17 protein-coding genes are annotated in these 18,834 nt (G+C 39.2%); 8 read left to right on the forward strand and 9 right to left on the reverse strand.

What is annotated here, in order from left to right:
• Positions 1 to 68: 68 nt before the first annotated feature.
• Positions 69 to 467, reverse strand: a complete 399-nt coding sequence (locus WAE64_RS12115; protein WP_340236777.1) for a hypothetical protein — start codon at positions 465 to 467, stop codon at positions 69 to 71.
• A gap of 168 nt (positions 468 to 635) precedes the next feature.
• Here WAE64_RS12115 and WAE64_RS12120 point away from each other — a divergent pair, with 168 nt between their 5' ends.
• Positions 636 to 1,136: an NADH-quinone oxidoreductase subunit C gene (locus WAE64_RS12120; RefSeq protein WP_340236779.1), complete on the forward strand. Its 501-nt coding sequence runs from the start codon at positions 636 to 638 to the stop codon at positions 1,134 to 1,136.
• Between the two features lie 37 nt (positions 1,137 to 1,173).
• Here WAE64_RS12120 and WAE64_RS12125 read toward each other — a convergent pair whose 3' ends face one another.
• Entirely contained in the window at positions 1,174 to 2,769 is a 1,596-nt protein-coding gene (locus WAE64_RS12125) for a peptide chain release factor 3 (protein WP_340236781.1), read from the reverse strand.
• A gap of 156 nt (positions 2,770 to 2,925) precedes the next feature.
• Here WAE64_RS12125 and WAE64_RS12130 point away from each other — a divergent pair, with 156 nt between their 5' ends.
• On the forward strand, positions 2,926 to 3,528 hold the full coding sequence (locus tag WAE64_RS12130; protein WP_340236783.1) for a 2OG-Fe(II) oxygenase: 603 nt from the start codon (positions 2,926 to 2,928) through the stop codon (positions 3,526 to 3,528).
• Between the two features lie 3 nt (positions 3,529 to 3,531).
• Here WAE64_RS12130 and WAE64_RS12135 read toward each other — a convergent pair whose 3' ends face one another.
• Both WAE64_RS12135 and WAE64_RS12140 read right to left on the reverse strand, forming a co-directional pair.
• Positions 3,532 to 4,302, reverse strand: a complete 771-nt coding sequence (locus WAE64_RS12135; RefSeq protein WP_340236785.1) for a molybdopterin-dependent oxidoreductase — start codon at positions 4,300 to 4,302, stop codon at positions 3,532 to 3,534.
• Between the two features lie 6 nt (positions 4,303 to 4,308).
• Positions 4,309 to 5,013 (reverse strand): cytochrome b/b6 domain-containing protein, encoded by a 705-nt coding sequence (locus WAE64_RS12140; protein ID WP_340236787.1) that lies wholly within the window; start codon positions 5,011 to 5,013, stop codon positions 4,309 to 4,311.
• 187 nt (positions 5,014 to 5,200) lie between these two features.
• Here WAE64_RS12140 and WAE64_RS12145 point away from each other — a divergent pair, with 187 nt between their 5' ends.
• The 6 genes from WAE64_RS12145 (at position 5,201) to WAE64_RS12170 (ending at position 12,599) form a co-directional block, all read left to right on the forward strand.
• Complete coding sequence (locus tag WAE64_RS12145; RefSeq protein ID WP_340236788.1) at positions 5,201 to 5,374, forward strand: hypothetical protein; 174 nt, start codon at positions 5,201 to 5,203, stop codon at positions 5,372 to 5,374.
• Positions 5,375 to 5,605: 231 nt separating this feature from the next.
• A complete protein-coding gene (locus WAE64_RS12150) occupies positions 5,606 to 8,233 on the forward strand; it encodes a TonB-dependent receptor (RefSeq protein WP_340236790.1) in 2,628 nt (875 codons plus the stop codon).
• A 422-nt stretch (positions 8,234 to 8,655) separates the two neighbouring features.
• On the forward strand, positions 8,656 to 9,846 hold the full coding sequence (locus WAE64_RS12155; protein ID WP_340236792.1) for a sialidase family protein: 1,191 nt from the start codon (positions 8,656 to 8,658) through the stop codon (positions 9,844 to 9,846).
• A gap of 87 nt (positions 9,847 to 9,933) precedes the next feature.
• Positions 9,934 to 10,722, forward strand: coding sequence for a diadenylate cyclase CdaA (cdaA, locus tag WAE64_RS12160; protein WP_340236794.1), 789 nt, complete (start codon positions 9,934 to 9,936; stop codon positions 10,720 to 10,722).
• Between the two features lie 91 nt (positions 10,723 to 10,813).
• On the forward strand, positions 10,814 to 11,845 hold the full coding sequence (locus WAE64_RS12165) for an aminotransferase class V-fold PLP-dependent enzyme (RefSeq protein ID WP_340236796.1): 1,032 nt from the start codon (positions 10,814 to 10,816) through the stop codon (positions 11,843 to 11,845).
• 187 nt (positions 11,846 to 12,032) lie between these two features.
• Complete coding sequence (locus WAE64_RS12170; RefSeq protein ID WP_340236797.1) at positions 12,033 to 12,599, forward strand: MarC family protein; 567 nt, start codon at positions 12,033 to 12,035, stop codon at positions 12,597 to 12,599.
• A 137-nt stretch (positions 12,600 to 12,736) separates the two neighbouring features.
• On the opposite strand, the gene WAE64_RS12175 is transcribed toward WAE64_RS12170, so the two are convergent.
• From WAE64_RS12175 to WAE64_RS12195, 5 genes are all read right to left on the reverse strand, one after another.
• A complete protein-coding gene (locus WAE64_RS12175; protein ID WP_340236799.1) occupies positions 12,737 to 13,489 on the reverse strand; it encodes a DUF4097 family beta strand repeat-containing protein in 753 nt (250 codons plus the stop codon).
• A 288-nt stretch (positions 13,490 to 13,777) separates the two neighbouring features.
• The gene (locus WAE64_RS12180; RefSeq protein ID WP_340236800.1) at positions 13,778 to 14,716 is read right to left on the reverse strand and encodes a DUF4097 family beta strand repeat-containing protein; all 939 of its coding nucleotides are present in this window, start codon (positions 14,714 to 14,716) and stop codon (positions 13,778 to 13,780) included.
• A gap of 105 nt (positions 14,717 to 14,821) precedes the next feature.
• Positions 14,822 to 17,224 (reverse strand): TonB-dependent receptor, encoded by a 2,403-nt coding sequence (locus WAE64_RS12185; RefSeq protein ID WP_340236801.1) that lies wholly within the window; start codon positions 17,222 to 17,224, stop codon positions 14,822 to 14,824.
• Between the two features lie 221 nt (positions 17,225 to 17,445).
• On the reverse strand, positions 17,446 to 18,237 hold the full coding sequence (locus WAE64_RS12190; protein WP_340236802.1) for a HEAT repeat domain-containing protein: 792 nt from the start codon (positions 18,235 to 18,237) through the stop codon (positions 17,446 to 17,448).
• Between the two features lie 29 nt (positions 18,238 to 18,266).
• Positions 18,267 to 18,782 carry an RNA polymerase sigma factor gene (locus WAE64_RS12195; protein ID WP_340236803.1) on the reverse strand — a complete coding sequence of 172 codons (516 nt, stop codon included), beginning with the start codon at positions 18,780 to 18,782 and terminating at the stop codon, positions 18,267 to 18,269.
• Positions 18,783 to 18,834: the final 52 nt, after the last annotated feature.

The following is an 18,834-nucleotide window of genomic DNA, read 5'->3' on the forward strand; positions in this document are numbered from 1 at the left end:
CTCACTTGAAGACAACTCCAAGTGAGTAGTAAAAATACTTGACACAGTTCAGTTTACACTCCCGAAAACTATCTTCTTTTTCCTCTGCGTTTATCTTTCATTTCGGCTCTTCTTTTCTTGGCTTCTTCCTTAAACTTTGTCATTTGTTCAGGTGTAAGTACGTTTTCATAGCTTTTCATTGCGGCATCGTGGTTTGCCTTAAATTGCTGGCGATTAGCCATCATTCTTTCTCTCTCAGCTTTTCTGAACTCTTCTCTTTTCTTCTCTTGCTCAAGATTAATAGCTAATACTTTCTGATACTGGTCGTTATTGAGGCTAAGCGACTCCTGCATACGTTTGGTTCTGATTTCGGCACGTTGTTCAGGTGTTTTTTCTGTCCTCTCTCCACGAGTCAGGCGGTCGCCCTGTGCAAAAGCACCACTAACTAACCCACCCACAAACGCACACACTAAAATGATTTTTTTCATTGTCTTAATAAAGATTAATGGTAATAATTATGAAAATTTTTACAACGTTGTGATTCTTAGAGTAAATCGAATAAAAAAGGTTTAAATCTGAAATAAACTTATTTTTTTCGGAGATATAAGATATGTTTGTACCTTTACTTTTCAATCATAAGTTCAGTAGAAGAGACAATGGATTTTGACCTGATAAGATTATTAATCATAAGTATGTTTGGTGATGACGTGGTGCTAAAAGAAGACAAAATCTCTCCACAACCAAGCATTACAGTTCCTGCCGATAAAATACTTGAAATCTGCCAGTTTTTGCATGTGCAACCCAAATTATACTTCGACTATCTGGCTTGTATTACAGCCATTGATAATGGCGAAACTGTGGGCACTGTTGAGGTGATTTACCACCTTACCTCTATACCTTACGAGCATAATTTTGTATTGAAAGTAGAAGTGCCTCGTAGTGGTGAAGGTGGCGCTTTACCGAAAGTACCATCGGTAACCCCCATTTGGCGCACGGCCGATTGGCACGAACGTGAAGCCTACGATTTAGTAGGGATTGATTTTGTAGGGCACCCCGATTTAAGAAGAATATTATTACCTGCCGACTGGGAAGGCCATCCGCTAAGAAAAGACTATAAGGAGCAGGAGCTATATCATGGCATTAAAGTAAAGTATTAAAAAGAATCCCCTTCGATACCGAAGGGGATTTATATTATTAATACGCCAATGCTGTTTTAAACTCAGAGGTAGTATGAAACTTAATGTCTGGGTTATTCTGAATATTCATTCGTAAAATCCAGTCGGTTTCTGCTAAAAATACAGGGTTCTCGTCTTTATCGTAGGCTATGAAATTGCTCTTCAGACGAATAAACTCAGCAAGTTTGGTTTTATCTTCAGCCGTTATCCAACAAGCCTTAGAGTAGGGGCGAGCATCGAATCGGCAGCTAGCGCCATACTCGTTCAATAATCGGTATTGAATTACCTCAAACTGGAGTTCACCCACAGTACCAATAATCTTTCTGTTACCCGGCTGTACCGTAAATAACTGCGCAACACCCTCATCGGTCAATTGTTGTACACCTTTCTCCAATTGTTTCGATTTCATCGGGTCTTTGTTAATTACCTCTTTGAATATCTCAGGCGAGAAACTCGGAATACCAGTAAACTGCAATTCTTCTCCCTCGGTCAAGGTATCACCTATTTTGAAAGTACCCGTATCATACAAACCAATCACATCGCCCGGATATGCATCTTCTACTACGTCTTTTCTATCTGCCAAGAAAGCAAATGGGCTCGAAAAACGCATTTCTTTGCTCAGACGCACGTGTTTATAAAACTTACCACGTTCAAACTGACCGCTGCATATTCTTAAAAACGCAATTCTATCACGGTGGCGTGGGTCGATATTGGCATGGATTTTAAATACAAAACCGCTGAATTTCTTTTCGTCCGGCTCAACCATGCGTTTGTCAGTCATTCGATGTACCGGAATCGGCGACACATCGCAGAACGTATTGAGCAACTCCATTACGCCAAAATTACTCACGGCACTACCAAAAAATACCGGAGCAAGGTTACCTGCCAGATATTCTTCATTATCAAACTCGCTATATACTCCCTCAATCAATTCAACATCTTCACGAAGCTGATTGGCGTCTTTTGTGCCTACTTTCTGGTCTAAAACATCCGACTCCAACTCAATCACCTCAATATCATCTTCCAAACGGGTTTTGTTTACTGCAAAGTGGTTCATTTTCTTTTCAAGCAGGTGGTATACACCTTTGAAATTTGAACCACCATTTACTGGCCATGTAATAGGGCGAACGCTGATGTTTAGTTTTTGCTCTAATTCATCAAGCAAATCAAACGGGTTTTGTCCCTCACGGTCAAGTTTATTCACAAAGATAATCACTGGTGTATTGCGCATACGGCAAACCTCCATCAGTCTTTCTGTTTGTTCCTCAACGCCTTTTACGCAGTCAATCACCAATATTACGCTGTCAACAGCCGTAAGGGTTCTATAAGTATCTTCGGCAAAGTCTTTATGGCCGGGCGTATCCAGAATATTAATTTTAAGGTCACGGTACTCAAAGGTCATTACCGATGTAGCTACCGAAATACCTCTTTGCTTCTCGATTTCCATGAAATCGGAAGTAGTAGATTTTTTAATTTTATTTGATTTCACGGCTCCCGCTGTCTGAATCGCACCTCCGAAAAGGAGTAGTTTTTCAGTCAATGTAGTTTTCCCTGCATCGGGGTGAGCAATGATAGCGAAAGTACGACGTTTGTGTAATTCTTGAAGAAATGACATTTTTATCTAATTTTGTAAGCCTTAGTTTGTCGGCTGCTTAAGCTGACGTTTGTTGTTTGAATATGTCAAATGATTCATACCTAAGGTTTGTATAGCATATTCATAAAAAACATGAGGCCCTCAAGCATAAAACGGGTGCAAAAATACGCATAAAATATGGAAGAAACATGGCAAGTTTCATTTGAATCAATAATTTCTCAAATAATTGAGCAGGGATACGGGATTTTAGATGGCTTTTTATCAGAAGAAGAAATAGGCGCGCTGAACGAAAGCTTTTTAGCTCATTATCAGGCACAGGAATTTAAGCAGGCGGGTATTAGTAAGGGGCATGAGGTGGTAAAAAATATCAGAGGAGACGAAATCCTTTGGCTTGAAAAAGACAATGCTAATGAGATAGAAACGCGGTTCCTGACTCGTCTTGAAGAATTTATGTCTTATGTCAATTATACATGTTATTTAGGGCTCCGTTCTTACGAAATCCACTATGCTTCTTACCCTGTCGGTACTTTCTACAAACGCCATTTAGATAAATTCAGAAACGATTCGGGGCGTAAACTATCGTTTATCTGTTACTTAAACCAAGACTGGCAGCCCGATAACGGCGGCGAACTGGTTTTGTATTTGCCAGATAAAGCAGAAAAAATATTGCCTTTAGGCGGGCGTCTGGCCGTATTTGAAAGCGATAAGATAGAACACGAAGTATTACCTGCTACCCGTGAGCGCCGCAGCCTAACGGGCTGGCTGCGTAACATTGATTAAGGCTTACAGGGTTACGTCATAATCATAGCCTAGCTCATGCCAGTAGTCTCTTGGTGGAGTATCCGAAAAATACATCTTACCGATGCGTTTCAGGTTTTTTATGCCATATTTCACCGGGATAATCAGCCGCAAGGGCGCACCATGAAATTTTGGTAGAGGCTGGTTATTTACTTCATAGCAAAGTAAAGTTTGAGGGTGTAAAGCACTTTCAATATCTAGCCCTACATAATATTTGCCGTCTGGGGTTTCGAGCCCTACATATTTATACCACTCATTGGTGCCTTCTTTTTTGCCCAGATTATACTTTTGTAAAAAGTCTGAAAACCTGATGCCGCCATAATGCACAATCTGGTACCAGCCTTCAATACATTTAAAATCGAAAATAATTTCTTGTTTCGGTAATGCTTTAATATGGCTCATCTGAAAGAAAGTCGAAGGCTTACCTGATGGATTGAGTACTTCAAGCTGCCATTTTGTTACATCAATATTTTCCTGAATACCAATAAAACCATTCAGGCGTGGCCTTTTGGCTGCTCTTGCCTTGGGATAAGTTTTAGCCAGATGCTTGTGGCTGAAAAACTGGTCTTTCACTTTTTCGTTAAAACCTAATACATCTCTTGTGGCTTCATCTAATTTGTTATTGGTTTTAGGTAGGTTTTGATACCATTTCCACGAAAACCATGCGCCAACATTGGCTAAAGCAAAGCCAAGAAAAGAGAAAAAGGTTCTTCTCTGTATCTTTTTATCCGACCATTGTTCTTTTTGATTTTTCATAGCATTTTAGGTTTCACTAATCGGTTTAGGGTTTTCTTCTTCTTTTGGTTCTTTCAGGTCTGATTTAGTAGTTTCAAAACCTGTAATCATTGATTGAAAATTTTTCCACCCTGCTCTTATAACCTGTATAACATGAATCAGGAAAAATAACACATAACCTATTGTGAGTATAAAATGAATGATTCGGGCTGCAGAATAGCCCCCAAAAAGCCATGTAAGCCAATATACCTGCACAGGCTTGTAAATAGCTAAACCCGTGAGCAAAGAGCCTAAGCCCATAAGGATAATTGCCGAATAGGCTATTTGCTGGGCAGCATTGTATTTTTGTACGGGTGGGTGATACTTACTTATGCCCAGGTCATATAAAACTACCTGCCAGGCTTCTCTGAAAGCGTTTTTCTTTGGCACAAGATAGCGCCATTCGCTTGATATAAGTGTATATAAAACGTAAAAAAGCCCATTCAGAAAGAAGAGCCACATAAAAACAAAATGAGTAGCCATGCCCTCAGCAAGTCGATAGGGGATTTTGAGGGTTTTATAAAACCAGTCGGGAAAAAACTTAAATATGATTAGGTCTCCAATCTGAATTTTATATACGCCATTAGCCCAATAAATGAGCATTCCGCTCCATATCATGATAAGCAATATCGGGAAGTTTACCCAATGAAACCACCTGATGGCCAGTGGATGTTTTTTTATAACTTCTTTCATCTTAGTTTCGTGAATAGAAAGAATATTTTTTCGGTTTTATCTATTTACGTTTAACAAGCAATTTGGGTTTTTGTTAACTTAGCAATTAAATCTAAACGACAATCCTTATTGTATCATTTTGAAACAATAGCTACATGGCTTTAGCTATTTAGAAAATTTATAATAAATTTGTACAAAAACATGAATCATGACTTTTGAAGAATACCTGATAAGCAAGAAAATTGACCTCGAAAAATTTGCAAAATCCGAGCCTGAGAGGTTCGAAGAGTGGAGGGTTTTATTTGAGCAAATGCATCCCGAAAGTTTTACCATGCACAAGAAATTTCAGATAAATCCGACTCGCCGTAAATACCATTTGTAAAGCCCTAAATAGCTACGTATATAGATGCTCTGCCTGTGCAGAGCATTTTTTTGTTTTATTCTTATCTACGCATCTTATCCTTTCATCTATTGTTTTACCGTAGTGGTAAATATTATAATTCTTTTAATTGTATCCTTGGTATTTATTGCAGGTTTGAGTGGTAATTTTGTACAAAATCAAGATATACTTTAGCTTCCAAACCGCTCTAAAGTTTAACATTTATTTACGATAATGAAAAAAGAAATTTTACTAACAGTTCTTTCTCTAGGACTAGTCACCACAGCTTATGCCCAATTTCCAGGAGGCGGAGGCGGACGTTCTGGTGGTGGTTTCCAGGGAATGAATCCACAGCAACAACAACAAACACCCCAAGACGAAACACCAAGAGGTTCTGCAAAAATTAGTGGTAAATTAGTTGACTCTACAAGCAATAAACCGGTTGAGTTTGCTTCGGTTGCCGTATATGACAAAAACAATAAAGTTGTAGACGGAGCCATGACCGACATGAACGGAGCTTTTACTGTTAAAAACCTTGCTAAAGGTACATATAAACTGGTGGCATCTTTTATAGGTTACAAAAACGCAACGCTCAACAAAGTAGAAGTTAGTACCAACAAAGCCGATGTAAATGTTGGCGATATATTGATGGCTACCGACACTAAGGTATTGAACGAAGTAACAGTAGTAGGGCAGGCGGCTTTAATTGAAGATAAAGTTGACCGCCTTGTATATAACGCCGAGAAAGACATTACAAGCCGTGGCGGTACAGCCGAAGATATTCTTCGTAAAGTTCCGATGCTAACGGTAGATATGGACGGAAACGTGCAAATGCGTGGAAGTAGCAACATCAAGGTTTTGATAAACAATAAACCTTCTAGTATTTTGGCTACAAACATTGCTGATGCCTTGAAACAAATTCCGTCAGACATGATTAAGTCGGTAGAGCTTATTACTTCTCCGTCGGCTAAATATGATGCCGAGGGTACAGCAGGTATCATCAATATCATTACAAAGAAAAATACGCTTCAGGGTTTAACAGGCTTTGTAAATGCCGGTGCTGGCTGGCGTGGTGCTAATGCCTTTGGAAACCTTAACCTACGCCAGAAAAAAATTGGTACATCTTTAAATTTTGGTGGAAACTCAGGTTATAATACCCCGGGCGATGGGTCGAACATCCGCCAGAGTTCAGTAAGAGGGTTTAATACCACACTTGCGCAAACAGATGCCAACAATGTAGCCCGTTTGTTTGGTAACACACAATTGAGCGTTGATTATGATATTAATCCGAAAAACTCATTGACACTTACAGGCCGCCTTGGTATAGGTAATTTTAATACCAAAGGCCCTCAGACTTCTTTGCTTACAGGCGAAACCAAAGAAGAGGTTCTACAACAATTTACACGCTATGTAAAACAATTGCGTAACAACAACAGCCTTGACTTTGATTTTAATTATACCCGTACTTTCAAGGAGCAGGGCCACGATTTTACGCTATTGGTACAGCATGGGCGTAATATCCGTAATACAGATTTCAGAACCGACCAGAATAATCGCCCGTTTAATAAAAGTAATAACGATGGTAAAAACGCCGAAACAACCTTTCAGGCCGATTATACCTATCCGTTCAAAAAACATATTTTTGAGGTTGGAGCAAAATATATTATTCGTGATGTAACGAGTGCGTATGATTTTTATCAGTTTGATGAGCAAGTGGGCGACCTGGTTTTATTGCCGGGCAGAACCAATAATTTTGAGTACGAACAAAAAGTTGGTGCTGCTTATAGTACGCTTACACTAGCATTACCTAAAAAATGGGGCTTAAAAATGGGGGTTCGTTATGAAAACACCACTATTAATGCCAAGTTCCAGAATTCAGATGCTCAAACTACTATTGCACCTTACGATAATATAGTGCCTACCTTAACGGTCTCTAAAGATTTTCCGAAAAATCATAAGGTTAGATTTAGCTATGGGCAACGTATTCAACGCCCATCGCTTGAGGTGCTAAACCCATTTGTGAACTATGCCGACCCACTGAATATTTCGTATGGTAATCCATTATTGAAACCAGAATTAAGCCATAATTTTGAGATAAACTACAATACCTATTTCAAGGCTAATTCGGTTAATTTCTCTGTGTTCCGTCGTTTTACCAACAACAATATCACAACTGTAAGGTCGGTTGACGAAGCAGGTGTTACTACTTCAACTTTTGATAATATAGGTAAAACCAATTTCTACGGCGCAAGTTTATTTCTGAACCTTCAGCCAACCAAAAGCCTGAGAATTGGTGGTGGTACTAATTTTACTTATAACTTGCTGAATGGCTCAATCGTGATTCCTGTTTTACAGGCTGACAACACCTACCGAAACTCAATAGTTGAAATAGAAAATAAAGGTTGGAACTCAAACTTTAATTTCAACGCTTCTTATACATTTACCAAAGGTTGGGGTGCACAGGCATTTGGGTTTATGGGTAGCCGCCGTGTACAATTACAAGGGTATCAGGGTGCTTTCCGCTACTATAACATTGGTGTGAAAAAAGATTTCAAAAACAAAAAAGGTAGCTTCAACTTTGGCTTAGATAATCCATTTGCCAAGAAAATGGTTATCAAGAGCTTTGCTGCTGACCCTACCTTTAGTTCTACATCGGTTCGTAATGTTTACAACAGAGGGGTTCGTTTCTCTATCAACTACTCATTTGGTAAAATGGACTTCAACGGCGGAGGTGGAAACATGTTCCGCAGTAAGAAAAAAGTTAATAACGATGATATAAAAGAAGGCGAAGGCGAAGGTGGCGGACAAGGCGGAGGCCAGGCGCCTGCAAGTGGCGGTGCTGGAGGGGGCCGTCCGCGTTAATAGGTTTTTCCTCTGAATCCATACCAAAAGGTATCACAGCAATTGGTTCAAAGCCGATGAATGTGGTACCTTTTTTTGTTGATATATAGTAATTTTAATGTATTTGGAGGTATATAGTAATAAAATTTTTTGAGCGATTGTAATTAGAGTATGTTTAAATTTTGTTATTCTGACCGAAAAGGACAGATTTTTTAGATAGACGAGCGGCCGCCGCTGCGGGCGTCATTTTTTCGATGTAGCAAGCAGCTACATCGAAAAAATGCAACGAAGTATAGCTAAAAAAGATGCCTTTGCAGGTCGAATCATAATTTTTAAACATGCTCTTATTCTGCATATCAATCAACAAAATTTAAAAACTGGCGCTCGCTAGCTCTCAAATTATTTATTAACTTAATCCTTAAAATCACCTATACCACCTAATTATGACAAAATATTCAACCTTAACAATTATCTCCTGCTTTTTTGTTTTTGCAATCTCATTTTCAAGTCTTGGGCAAAGCGTGCCTGAGCCTCCCGGAACTGTAATCAGTTACATGAGCAAAGAGACAGGTAAATACATAGGCTCGCCCTCAATCTGTATTTTACCTGATGGTACTTATATTGCTTCGCACGATGAGTTCGGCCCTAAATCGAAAGAGTTTGCTTCGGCACAAACCCGCATTTTTTCTTCGACAGATAAAGGTAAAATCTGGCAGCAGATAGCCAATATTGATGGGCAGTTCTGGTCGAATCTTTTTGTGCATAACGATGCCCTTTACATAATGGGTACAAACAAGCATCATGGCAATTTTATTATCCGTAAATCGACAGATAAAGGGCATACCTGGACAATTCCATACAGTAAAAAAACAGGTTTATTAATTGAGGGCGAATACCATAACGCACCTGTGCCTGTGCTTATTCATAATGGCCGCATCTGGCGTGCTTTAGAGTATGCCACTGCGCCAACTACACGCTGGGGAAAAAGATATAGCGCCATGATGATTTCGGCTTCTGTAAACGCCGATTTACTCAATGCTGATAACTGGAGAAGAACAAATGCTTTACCCTACGATTCGACTTATCTTGATGGGAAGTTCAACGCATGGCTCGAAGGAAACGCTGTTGTGAGTAAAGATGGAAAAGTGCTCGATATTCTGCGGGTTGATGTACCTGCCGGAAATGCTGAGGTAGCTGCGTTTGTAAATATCAGCAAAGATGGCAAAAAAGCCAGCTTTGATGCACAAACAGGATTTGTGCCTATGCCAGGCGCAAGTAAAAAATTTACTATAAGGTACGATAATGTAAGCGATAGATACTGGGCTCTGCTGAACGTAGTTGATACCTTATATAAGACTAAAACCCCTGCAAGTATCCGCAATCAATTGGCTTTGGGGAGCTCGGCTGACCTTAAAAACTGGGAGATTCATGAGCAATTATTGTATCATCCCGATATTAGCAAGCATGGTTTTCAATACGTTGACTGGCAATTTGAGCAAAACGATATAATTTTTGCATCAAGAACAGCCTATGATGATGCAAGCGGTGGTGCAAATAATTTTCATGATGCCAACTTTCTGACTTTTCACCGAATTGAAGATTTCAGGAAACATGTAAATAAAACCAGAAAATAAAGATTTTAATAGGAAAAGCCATATCGAAAGGTGTGGTTTTTTCGTTTTTTTCGTACTTTCGCAAATCACACATTAAAAATCCTAACGATGCAGATAAGCTTTTTAGAAATAAAGTGGACAGATGTTTTAGATGTAGTATTAGTAACCTTTCTGTTGTATTATATATATAAATTAGTAAAAGGAAGCGTAGCAAGCAGGGTGTTTTTGGGCTATCTACTTATCTATCTGTTTTATTTAATTGTAAAAGCTATCGGTTTAGAGTTGCTTACACGTATACTCGAGTATTTTATGGGTGTAGGGGCCATTGCTCTCATTGTGTTGTTTCAGCAGGAAATCAGGCGGTTTTTGCTTATGGTTGGTAAATCTACCTCATTGGCAAATAATCAGGTTTTTGCCAAGTTGTTGGGTAATCAGCTAGAAAAAGAAAATGCTACGCCTTTGAAAATAGTAAGCGATGTAGCCAAAACCATGTCGAGCGAGTTTACAGGGGGCATTATTGTGTTGCAAAAAGACGATGATTTGAGTAAGTTTATAGAGTCAGGCGATATAGTAGATGCGGTATTATCTAAAAAGATGCTTGTTACTATTTTCAGCCAATATAGTTTGCTCAACGATGGCGCAGCTATTATTAATAAAGGCCGCATAAAGGCAGCACATTGTATATTACCAATTGCCAGCGGCGACGACCTCCCTTCTAATTACGGCTTCCGACACAGAGCAGCCTTGGGTATTTCAGAGGCTACCGATTCCGTAGCTATTTGTATTTCGGAAGAAAACGGCAAGATTTCTTTAGCTATCGACGGGAACATTAAAATTGTATCGGCTGTTGAGTTGGAAAGAGAATTAAGAAGATATTTTCTGAACGAAATTCAATAGTGATGGTTTGGTTGAATCATGCTAGTGTATAGATTTTATTTATATATGCTGCTTATTTGTTGCAAATCGTTATGATTATACTCATTACCGAATGATTACGTTTTATCCGGGGCCATCTAAAATTTATCCTCAGATAGCCACCTACCTGCAAGATGCAGTACAAGAGGGTATTCTTAGCCAGAACCACCGCAGTCCGGCTTTTATGGATATGCTTAAACAGTGTATTACCCTGTTTAAACAGAAACTTAATGTTCCGGCCGACTACAAAGTTTACTTTACCTCGTCAGCCACCGAGTGTTGGGAAATAATCGCACAATCTTTTACCGCCAAGGGTAGTCTACATATTTACAATGGCGCTTTTGGGCAGAAATGGTTTGAGTACACCAAAAAAATAGTAGGCGATGCTACATTTGATATTCCATTCGGAATAAATGAAAACATACCTCTGCTAGAAACCGACACATCAAAATATGATGTAATTTGCATTACACAAAACGAAACCTCTAATGCTACTCAGGTAGATGTAAGCCAGATTCCATCAGCCGAAGCACTTATTGCCTATGATGTTACTTCATCGCTTGGTGGTATTGAATTAGACTGGGGCAAAGGTGATATTTGGCTGGCATCGGTACAAAAATGTCTGGGTTTGCCAGCGGGTTTGGGTGTAATGGTTTGCTCGCCAAAAGCTATAAAACAGGCGGAATTGATAGGGGAGAGCAAACACTACAATAGCTTTTTGTTTGTACACGAGAATTTTGAGAAGTTTCAGACGCATTATACGCCCAATGTTTTGGCTATTTATTTGCTAAAGCGAGTAATGGAGCACGTTGAAAACATTGAGTTGATAAGTGCAAAAATAAAAACCCGCAATCAGGATTTTTGTAGATTTATAGAGCAGGAAACCGTATGGACTTTGCTGATAGAAAATGAAGCGGTACGCTCTGATACCGTGATTGCCATTGAAGGCGTAAGCGACGCCATAAAACAGCTAAAACAAAGAGCCAAAGAAGCCGGAATCACACTCGGTAATGGCTACGGCAACTGGAAAGAAAACACCTTCAGGATAGCCAACTTCCCGGCCATTGAAGATTGGGAATTTGAGGCGCTTAAGAATTTAGTCTGAACTTTGATTTACCTGATTTATATGATTACACTGATGTAGTAGTGCGACCATAAATTTGAGTTATGAGAGATAAATGAATGGTCTTTTAAATACTTTCAAAATCATAAATGTTTAATCAGTTAAATCACACAAATCAGGTGAATCAAAGTTCAGACAATCACATATTTAACCATATACTACTTCAAAAATGAACTTTAGTTTTAAGGAAATTATTTCCGTTACCATTATTCTTTTTTCGGTGATTGATATACTCGGGTCTATTCCGGTAATTATCGATTTACGAAAAAAGGCAGGTGGTATCCATGCCGAACAAGCTACATTAGTAGCAGGTTCGTTGATGATTGTTTATCTGTTTTTGGGGGTTGGTATTCTCAATTTATTTGGGGTCGATGTCAACTCATTTGCCGTGGCAGGGGCATTGATTATATTTCTGATAGGTATGGAAATGATTCTCGGGCGGAATATCTTCAAGCATGAAACCTCATCGAGTAAAGCTACGTCTATTGTACCCCTGGCGTTCCCTATTATTGCCGGAGCAGGTACCATGACTACCATTATATCGCTGAAAGCTGCCTATAAACAAGAGAATATTATTGTAGGAATTGTGCTCAATATATTAGTTGTATATATGGTATTGCGTACATCGGTCTGGATTGAGAAGAAACTAGGTGTAACAGGTGCCGATATACTACGTAAAGTTTTCGGAATGATTTTGCTGGCTATTTCTATTAAGTTAATCAAGACTAATCTATAAAAGATAAGGGCAAGACAAAGTCTCGCCCTATGCTTTAAGCTAAATTGTATGATTAAAATGCTTCAGAAACCTTAAAGTTTTTATTTAGTGAGTGATTGAGTGATTATTTTATTTCTAATTTTAAATCACTCAATCACTCAATTCTTCTTCTTTCTCAAGTAAATATTACCGTGGTCTGATTTTAGTTCTACCGAGTTGCCGCCGCCATTCAATGAGGCTGTGAGGTAGGTTTGTTTGTTTTCATAAACAGGTAACTCAAAATCAGTAAATACGTCGTTCCACTCTGTGGTTTTTATTTTTAAGTCGGCCTTTATGCTTTCCGGTACTTCAAGCAATACTTTACCGTAAAGACTCGACATATAAATATTGCCTGCCTGACTCAAATATGCATTTACCGAACCGTGGCGACTATAGGCTTTGATAGGACCCATTACGTTTTGTAAATATATATTCCCGAATTCGGTGCTGGCATCAAAGCTACCAAGCATATCTTTTATGGCCCATCGTTGCCCATGTTGCGGAAAGTTTTCATAAACCATCAAGTTGAGTTTATTTGGCAGATATATTGTATAAACACCACCATAACAATTGCATACTTCACGGATAACCAGCGTTGAATCGTCTTGCGATACATTAATGCCTAATTGTGTATTATCTTCAAGACCTTTGATATTTACACGTTTCAAGCCATCGGCTTGTTTTGGTGGGGTAATCGGCTTTTCGATTTCAATTCTGATTTCATTGCCTTCATAACCCTGAATATTAATATTGTTTCGCTCTATTAATACTGCGGCATATCTTGAAGTGCTTTTGAGCGGAGCGGCAAACTTGAGTTGGCTAAAGCCCATTTGCCAGCTAAGGCAAACGATGATTGTAAGGAGTTTTTTCATAATTTAGTAGGAGCTAAGGTCGATTTGAGTTTTCGAACTGGTATTTTAGCGAATGATTTGGCTCAATAAATAAGGATTTTCTCGTAGAGACGACATGCTGGCGTCTCCAAGGGTCTGTAAAATCAAAAAATGATATTCGAGAGACAAATCCAATAGATAAACTTCTAATTTTCAAGACCTGTGGAGACGCCAGCATGTCGTCTCTACAAAGCGGTCTGGTTCATTTTAGATTTTTATTTGAAAGAACGCTTATTTCGTGAACCTAAATCATTCGCTGGTACCTTATGCTTACTTCTTCTTTCTCACATAAATATTACCGTTGCTCGACTTTAAGTCAATCACTACGCCGCCACCGTTGATAGTACCTTCAAAAGCATCTGTTTTGCTTGAGCTGGCTACATATACAAATTGGTCTTTTTTGAATACATCTCTGTCGTCAGAATTGCCGCCATCTACTCTTGTAGCAATTTTATATTGTCCTGCTACTGCTATTGATTCGCCGTCTACACTGCCTTGGCCTGTAATGGTTTTAGTGCCTGAGCTCGCTGTTGCTTTAGCTTCTTTCTTTACGGCTGTAATGTCCCAGTCTGTAAACAAATCGCCGTAGTAGCTACGAATCTTCAGGTTTGCTTTAGAGTCATTTGGAAGCGTTACATCAATTGCACCTGAGGCACTGATTGAACTTGGTGAACTTTGCGAAAGTTTTGAGTAAGTAACAAAAATCTTTCCGTGGCCTGTATTAGCTACCAATGGGCCTGTAATATCGTTCAGATATGCCTTTGAATTACCGGTTTTCAATTCAATTTCACCTGCAATATCGCTGATGATAATCTTTTGCTCACCCCAGTTCTGGCTTTCAGTTACGCTTAGGCCAAGTGATTTTGGGACTTTGATAGTTAAAACACCTGTGTAACGGTTTTTAGGAATGATAATTTTCAATACGTTACCTTCAACCTCTGCACTTGCACCTACACCTGTATTATCAACAATGCCACCTGTGATTAATCTTAAGCCATCGGCTTCTTTTGGCAATTCCTTACGGTTTTCTCCGGTTTGTTCAATGCTTACCTCGTTTCCGTCAACTCCCTGAATATTAACCGAGGCTTGTTGAACAACAACTACTACTTTTTTTCCTTGTCCACTAAAGGCTACTTTATATGGTTTAGCTTGCCCGAAAGCATTTGCGTAGGCAACGCAGATTAAAATTACAACAATTGCTTTTTTCATGATTTTTTACTGGTTTATGTTCAATATTTTAAATTAAGTGTTACTGGTGTATGTTATTTTTCATGAAATGAGGCCTATTCTGAGAAACCTTTCGGGCATTACCCCTTAGTTTCCGTCGCTACCTTTTTTGTCGTCGTTGCTGATGCTTTTCTTCTGACGTTGTGGTTGGCTGCTCATTTTTCCGAACTGGTAAGAGAAACTCAATCTCCAGCCCTGGTTATAGTATCTCGATTGTCCCGTTTGTGTAAATGTTGGGCCTGAAAAATCGATTTTCTGAGTAAAATATGGTGCAAGGAAGTTGTCGAAACCTAAACCTACCGTTGCTTTTTTGTTCATTATTTCTTTTTGCAAGGCAACATTGTAATAAGCAAAACTGCTGATTTTGCCTTGTAACATTACACGTGGTGAGTTGAAGAAACCAAAGAACTGCGCTTTAAAACCTTTGCCAAAATCGTAGCTGGCGTTCATATTCAGGCGATACATCCAGTTCTCGTTTGTGGCTTGCAAAGCAGGGCTGTTCAGAATATTGTAATAAAGGTTGATTGCCCCATTGGCTGTGAATTTCTTCTTGATTTTGGTATTACCGCTCAGCGTTAAGCCGTAAGAGGTATTTTGTGCGATATTCTGGAAATTGATACTTGCTACACCTTCTGAATCGAATGTTCTGATACGCTCAATAGCATTGTTTGTCTGGCGCATGAAAAGCGATGTATTGATTGACGACTCTTTGATATACACATTATAATTAATCTCGGCGCTATGTGTCAACTCTGGTTTCAGATATGGGTTACCTGAGTATGTCAGTAATGGCTCGCTGGCATTAACGTAAGGGTTTAAGTACCAAAGCATCGGGCGCTGAATACGTTGTGTATAGCTTAGTTTCAACTTCTGGTTTTTGGGTAAGCTGCGTGACAAACTTACGTTCGGAATCAGGTTGCCGTAATCGTTTGTGAAAGGCACTTTACCTGCCAGAAACTCTGCCTGAATAAAGGTATGCTCATATCTTACTCCTGCGTTTATACCCCATTTGTTTTTTGTACGTGAGTAAGTAAGGTAAGTACTGGCTACTTGCTGCGCATAGTTAAATACGTTGGCTAGTTCTGGTACATCTTCAAAATTGGTAGAGCCATCAAGTGCGTTTGATACCTGGTAATCGCTTTGTACTTTTCTGAAAATTGATTTCACACCCACTTCCATTGTGCTTACACTATCGAGCGGATTTGTGAAGTCTACCTGTACCGTTCCTTCATAGTTTGCACTATAGTTTGTACTCTTCTCACGGTAATTAACTATTTTATCCTCGTTTGACTGGTCAAGTGTATAAAAACTGTCTTCCCCTTCTTTCGAGAACATAGTCAGGATGCTGAATTCTCTTTTTGGTTTTTTAAACGATTTGATATAGTCAAGATTCAACGTATTTCCCTGCCAGTCATAGATTCGGTAAAGGTTACGAGTGAAGAACAAGTTCGATACACCCTGGGTTGAGTAATCGTTCAGGTAATCGAAATTCATGCCGTTTTTACCATCGTACAGATTAAAGCTTGCCGTGATACGGTTAAGAGAATCAATATCCCAATCGGCCGATATTGTGCCGTAGCCGTTTTCGCCACCTCCTCTGAAATCGGTTGTTTGTAACAAACTACTCGTAACCCCTTCAACATTTGTAAGACGGTTGCTTTCGTTGCCACCTTTGTTTCTCCAGCGGTTAAAACCACCTCTGGCCGAGAAACCGATAGATTTTGTCCGATAATTCAAAGAACCATTCAGGCGGTCGTTCCATTGACCAAGCGATAAATCGGCGTTACCATTCACCCCTTGAATACTATTCTTTTTGGTGATAATGTTGATGATACCTGCCGTACCTTCGGCATCATATTTAGCCGATGGCGAGGTGATAACCTCAATTTGCTTAATATCATCGGCCGGGATTTGTTTCAACACATCGGCAATGCTACGGGCCATCAGGTTTGAAGGTTTATTATTGATCAAAACCTTAATGTTGGCGCTACCTCTCAGCTCTACGTTACCATCAAGGTCAACGGCTATCGATGGTATTTTTCTAAGCACATCACCTGCGTTGCCGCCTTTTATCGTGATGTCTTTTTCGGCGTTGTACACCAGGCGGTCTGGTTTTTCTTCAAACAATGCTTTTTGTTCAACCACAGTAACTTCTTGTAATTGCTGAACCGACTGTGAGATTTTAATAACTCCTAAATCTAGGTCTTCGTTGTCGCTTACTTTCACATTATCGATGAGTTTGTCTTTAAAGCCGATGAATGTAATTCTGATTTGATAAGTGCCTTGATTTGCTTTTGTTAATGTAAATTTCCCTCGTTCGTCGGCAGTAGTGCCTTCTACAGGTTTGCTGTCTTTTAAGAGCGATACTGTTGCAAATTCAACTGGTTTGTTGGCTGTTGAATCGAGTACAAAACCTGTGATTTTGCTTTTTTGAGCCAATAAGATTCCGTTTACTCCAAGGAGTAATGTTAGTAATAGAAACTTTTTCATAATTTTAGTTTAAAAATTAATAGTCTTATTAAGAGTCCCAGCTTAGGGTATAAACGTTGCAGTTTTTAGTAAAAAAATTATCAGGTGCTAATAACTGCAACAATTATAGGAACATCTCTCAAAACTACTCTTATAATAGTTGGTGGGTTACTCATTTGTGATGAGTCGATGGAAAAATGTTTCCAAATGATGTATCTTATGGCTCGCTAGGGCTAGGGGGCTTATAAAGTCAAGACTTTAACACTTTCCATTGCTTTGCGTTTCACAAGTTCATCGGTATCGTTATTTTGTAATAGCTTCTGAATTGGTTTTACTGCTCTTTTATCGCCCAGATTCGCCAGAATATCAATAATCGTAATCTGTAATGTTGGCTCTTCTTGCTTATGCAAGGTCTGAATCAAAGCATCTCTGGCAATCTTCTCATCTCCGAAGTGCGACAGCGCCTCAGCAGCGGCTGTACGTACATTGATGTTCGGGTCGTTGTTGAGCGTTTTAATCAATGCCTTTAGTACTTCGTTATCAGGCTTGTTTATGTCATAACTGTAGTTTACTGCCTGAATCCTTTCTGAAGCCGACTCTCTTTTAAGCATCGAGAGCATTACCAGTTGTTTAGTTTCTTCTACATCGTTTTTGATTTTTGTTATTTCACTCAAATCTCCCAGATTCTTATCGGCTGTTCGGCGACCAATCACAAAAATGCCTAGTAATAATATAACGCCGGCGGCATATTTTAGTAGCGGAGAGTTGATCCAGCTTACTCTCATGGCGCTTTTTTGCTCTTTGTCTTTTTTCTTTTGCTCGGCACCCTTTTCTTTTTCGAGCATCATGTAGAAACCTAAATCCAGATTTGCTTTTGGCTCGAGGTCTACCGGTTTGTGCATATCGACATAAAAAGCCTTTAAATCTTCAAACTCATCTCTGAGTGTATCGTCTTCTGCCAGCAAGGTTTCGAGTTCCTGTTTTTGTTTGGCAGTCAGCTTATCTTCTAAATAATCGGCAAATAATTGTTCCATAACCACAGTCCTCCTAGTAATTGTTAATTTTAATTGAGTTTCAAAAATTCTTCTTTTAGTTGTTTCAAGCCTCTGTGTACCCGAACTTTCACTAATGCCACCGAAATATTAAGTATGTCGGCTATTTCATCGTATTTCAGTTCGTCGTATCTACTCATGGTCAATACCTCGCGGTATTCTTGTGGTAGTTTTTTTAGGGCTTTCTGAATTAAAAGGTATTGTTCATCATCATAATTTTCTTCTTCTGGTACATCAATGTTTTCGTGTAAATCTTTATGGTTGTGCGAATGCTCCTTGAGAAAGTCGTGATAGATATTCCGTGCAATGCGGTATATCCATGTCCGGAACTCGTACCCCTCCCGATAGCTCTGCCTATAATGAATAACACGATAGAAAACCTGTTGCGTCAAGTCCTGACTAGAATCTCGCTCTACTCCAAATCTTAAATAAAAATTGTATAATGGGCGTTTGTAGCGTTCGTACAAAATCGCAGCCTTATCCAAGTCGCCACTGGCTACAAATTGCATAGCTGCCTCATCAGTCATAAAAAGCTTTTTCGTTTTAGGTTTCTAACAATGATTACTGGGAGAAAACAAA

Source organism: Emticicia soli (assembly GCF_037860775.1).
In the GTDB taxonomy this organism is placed as follows: domain Bacteria; phylum Bacteroidota; class Bacteroidia; order Cytophagales; family Spirosomataceae; genus Emticicia; species Emticicia soli.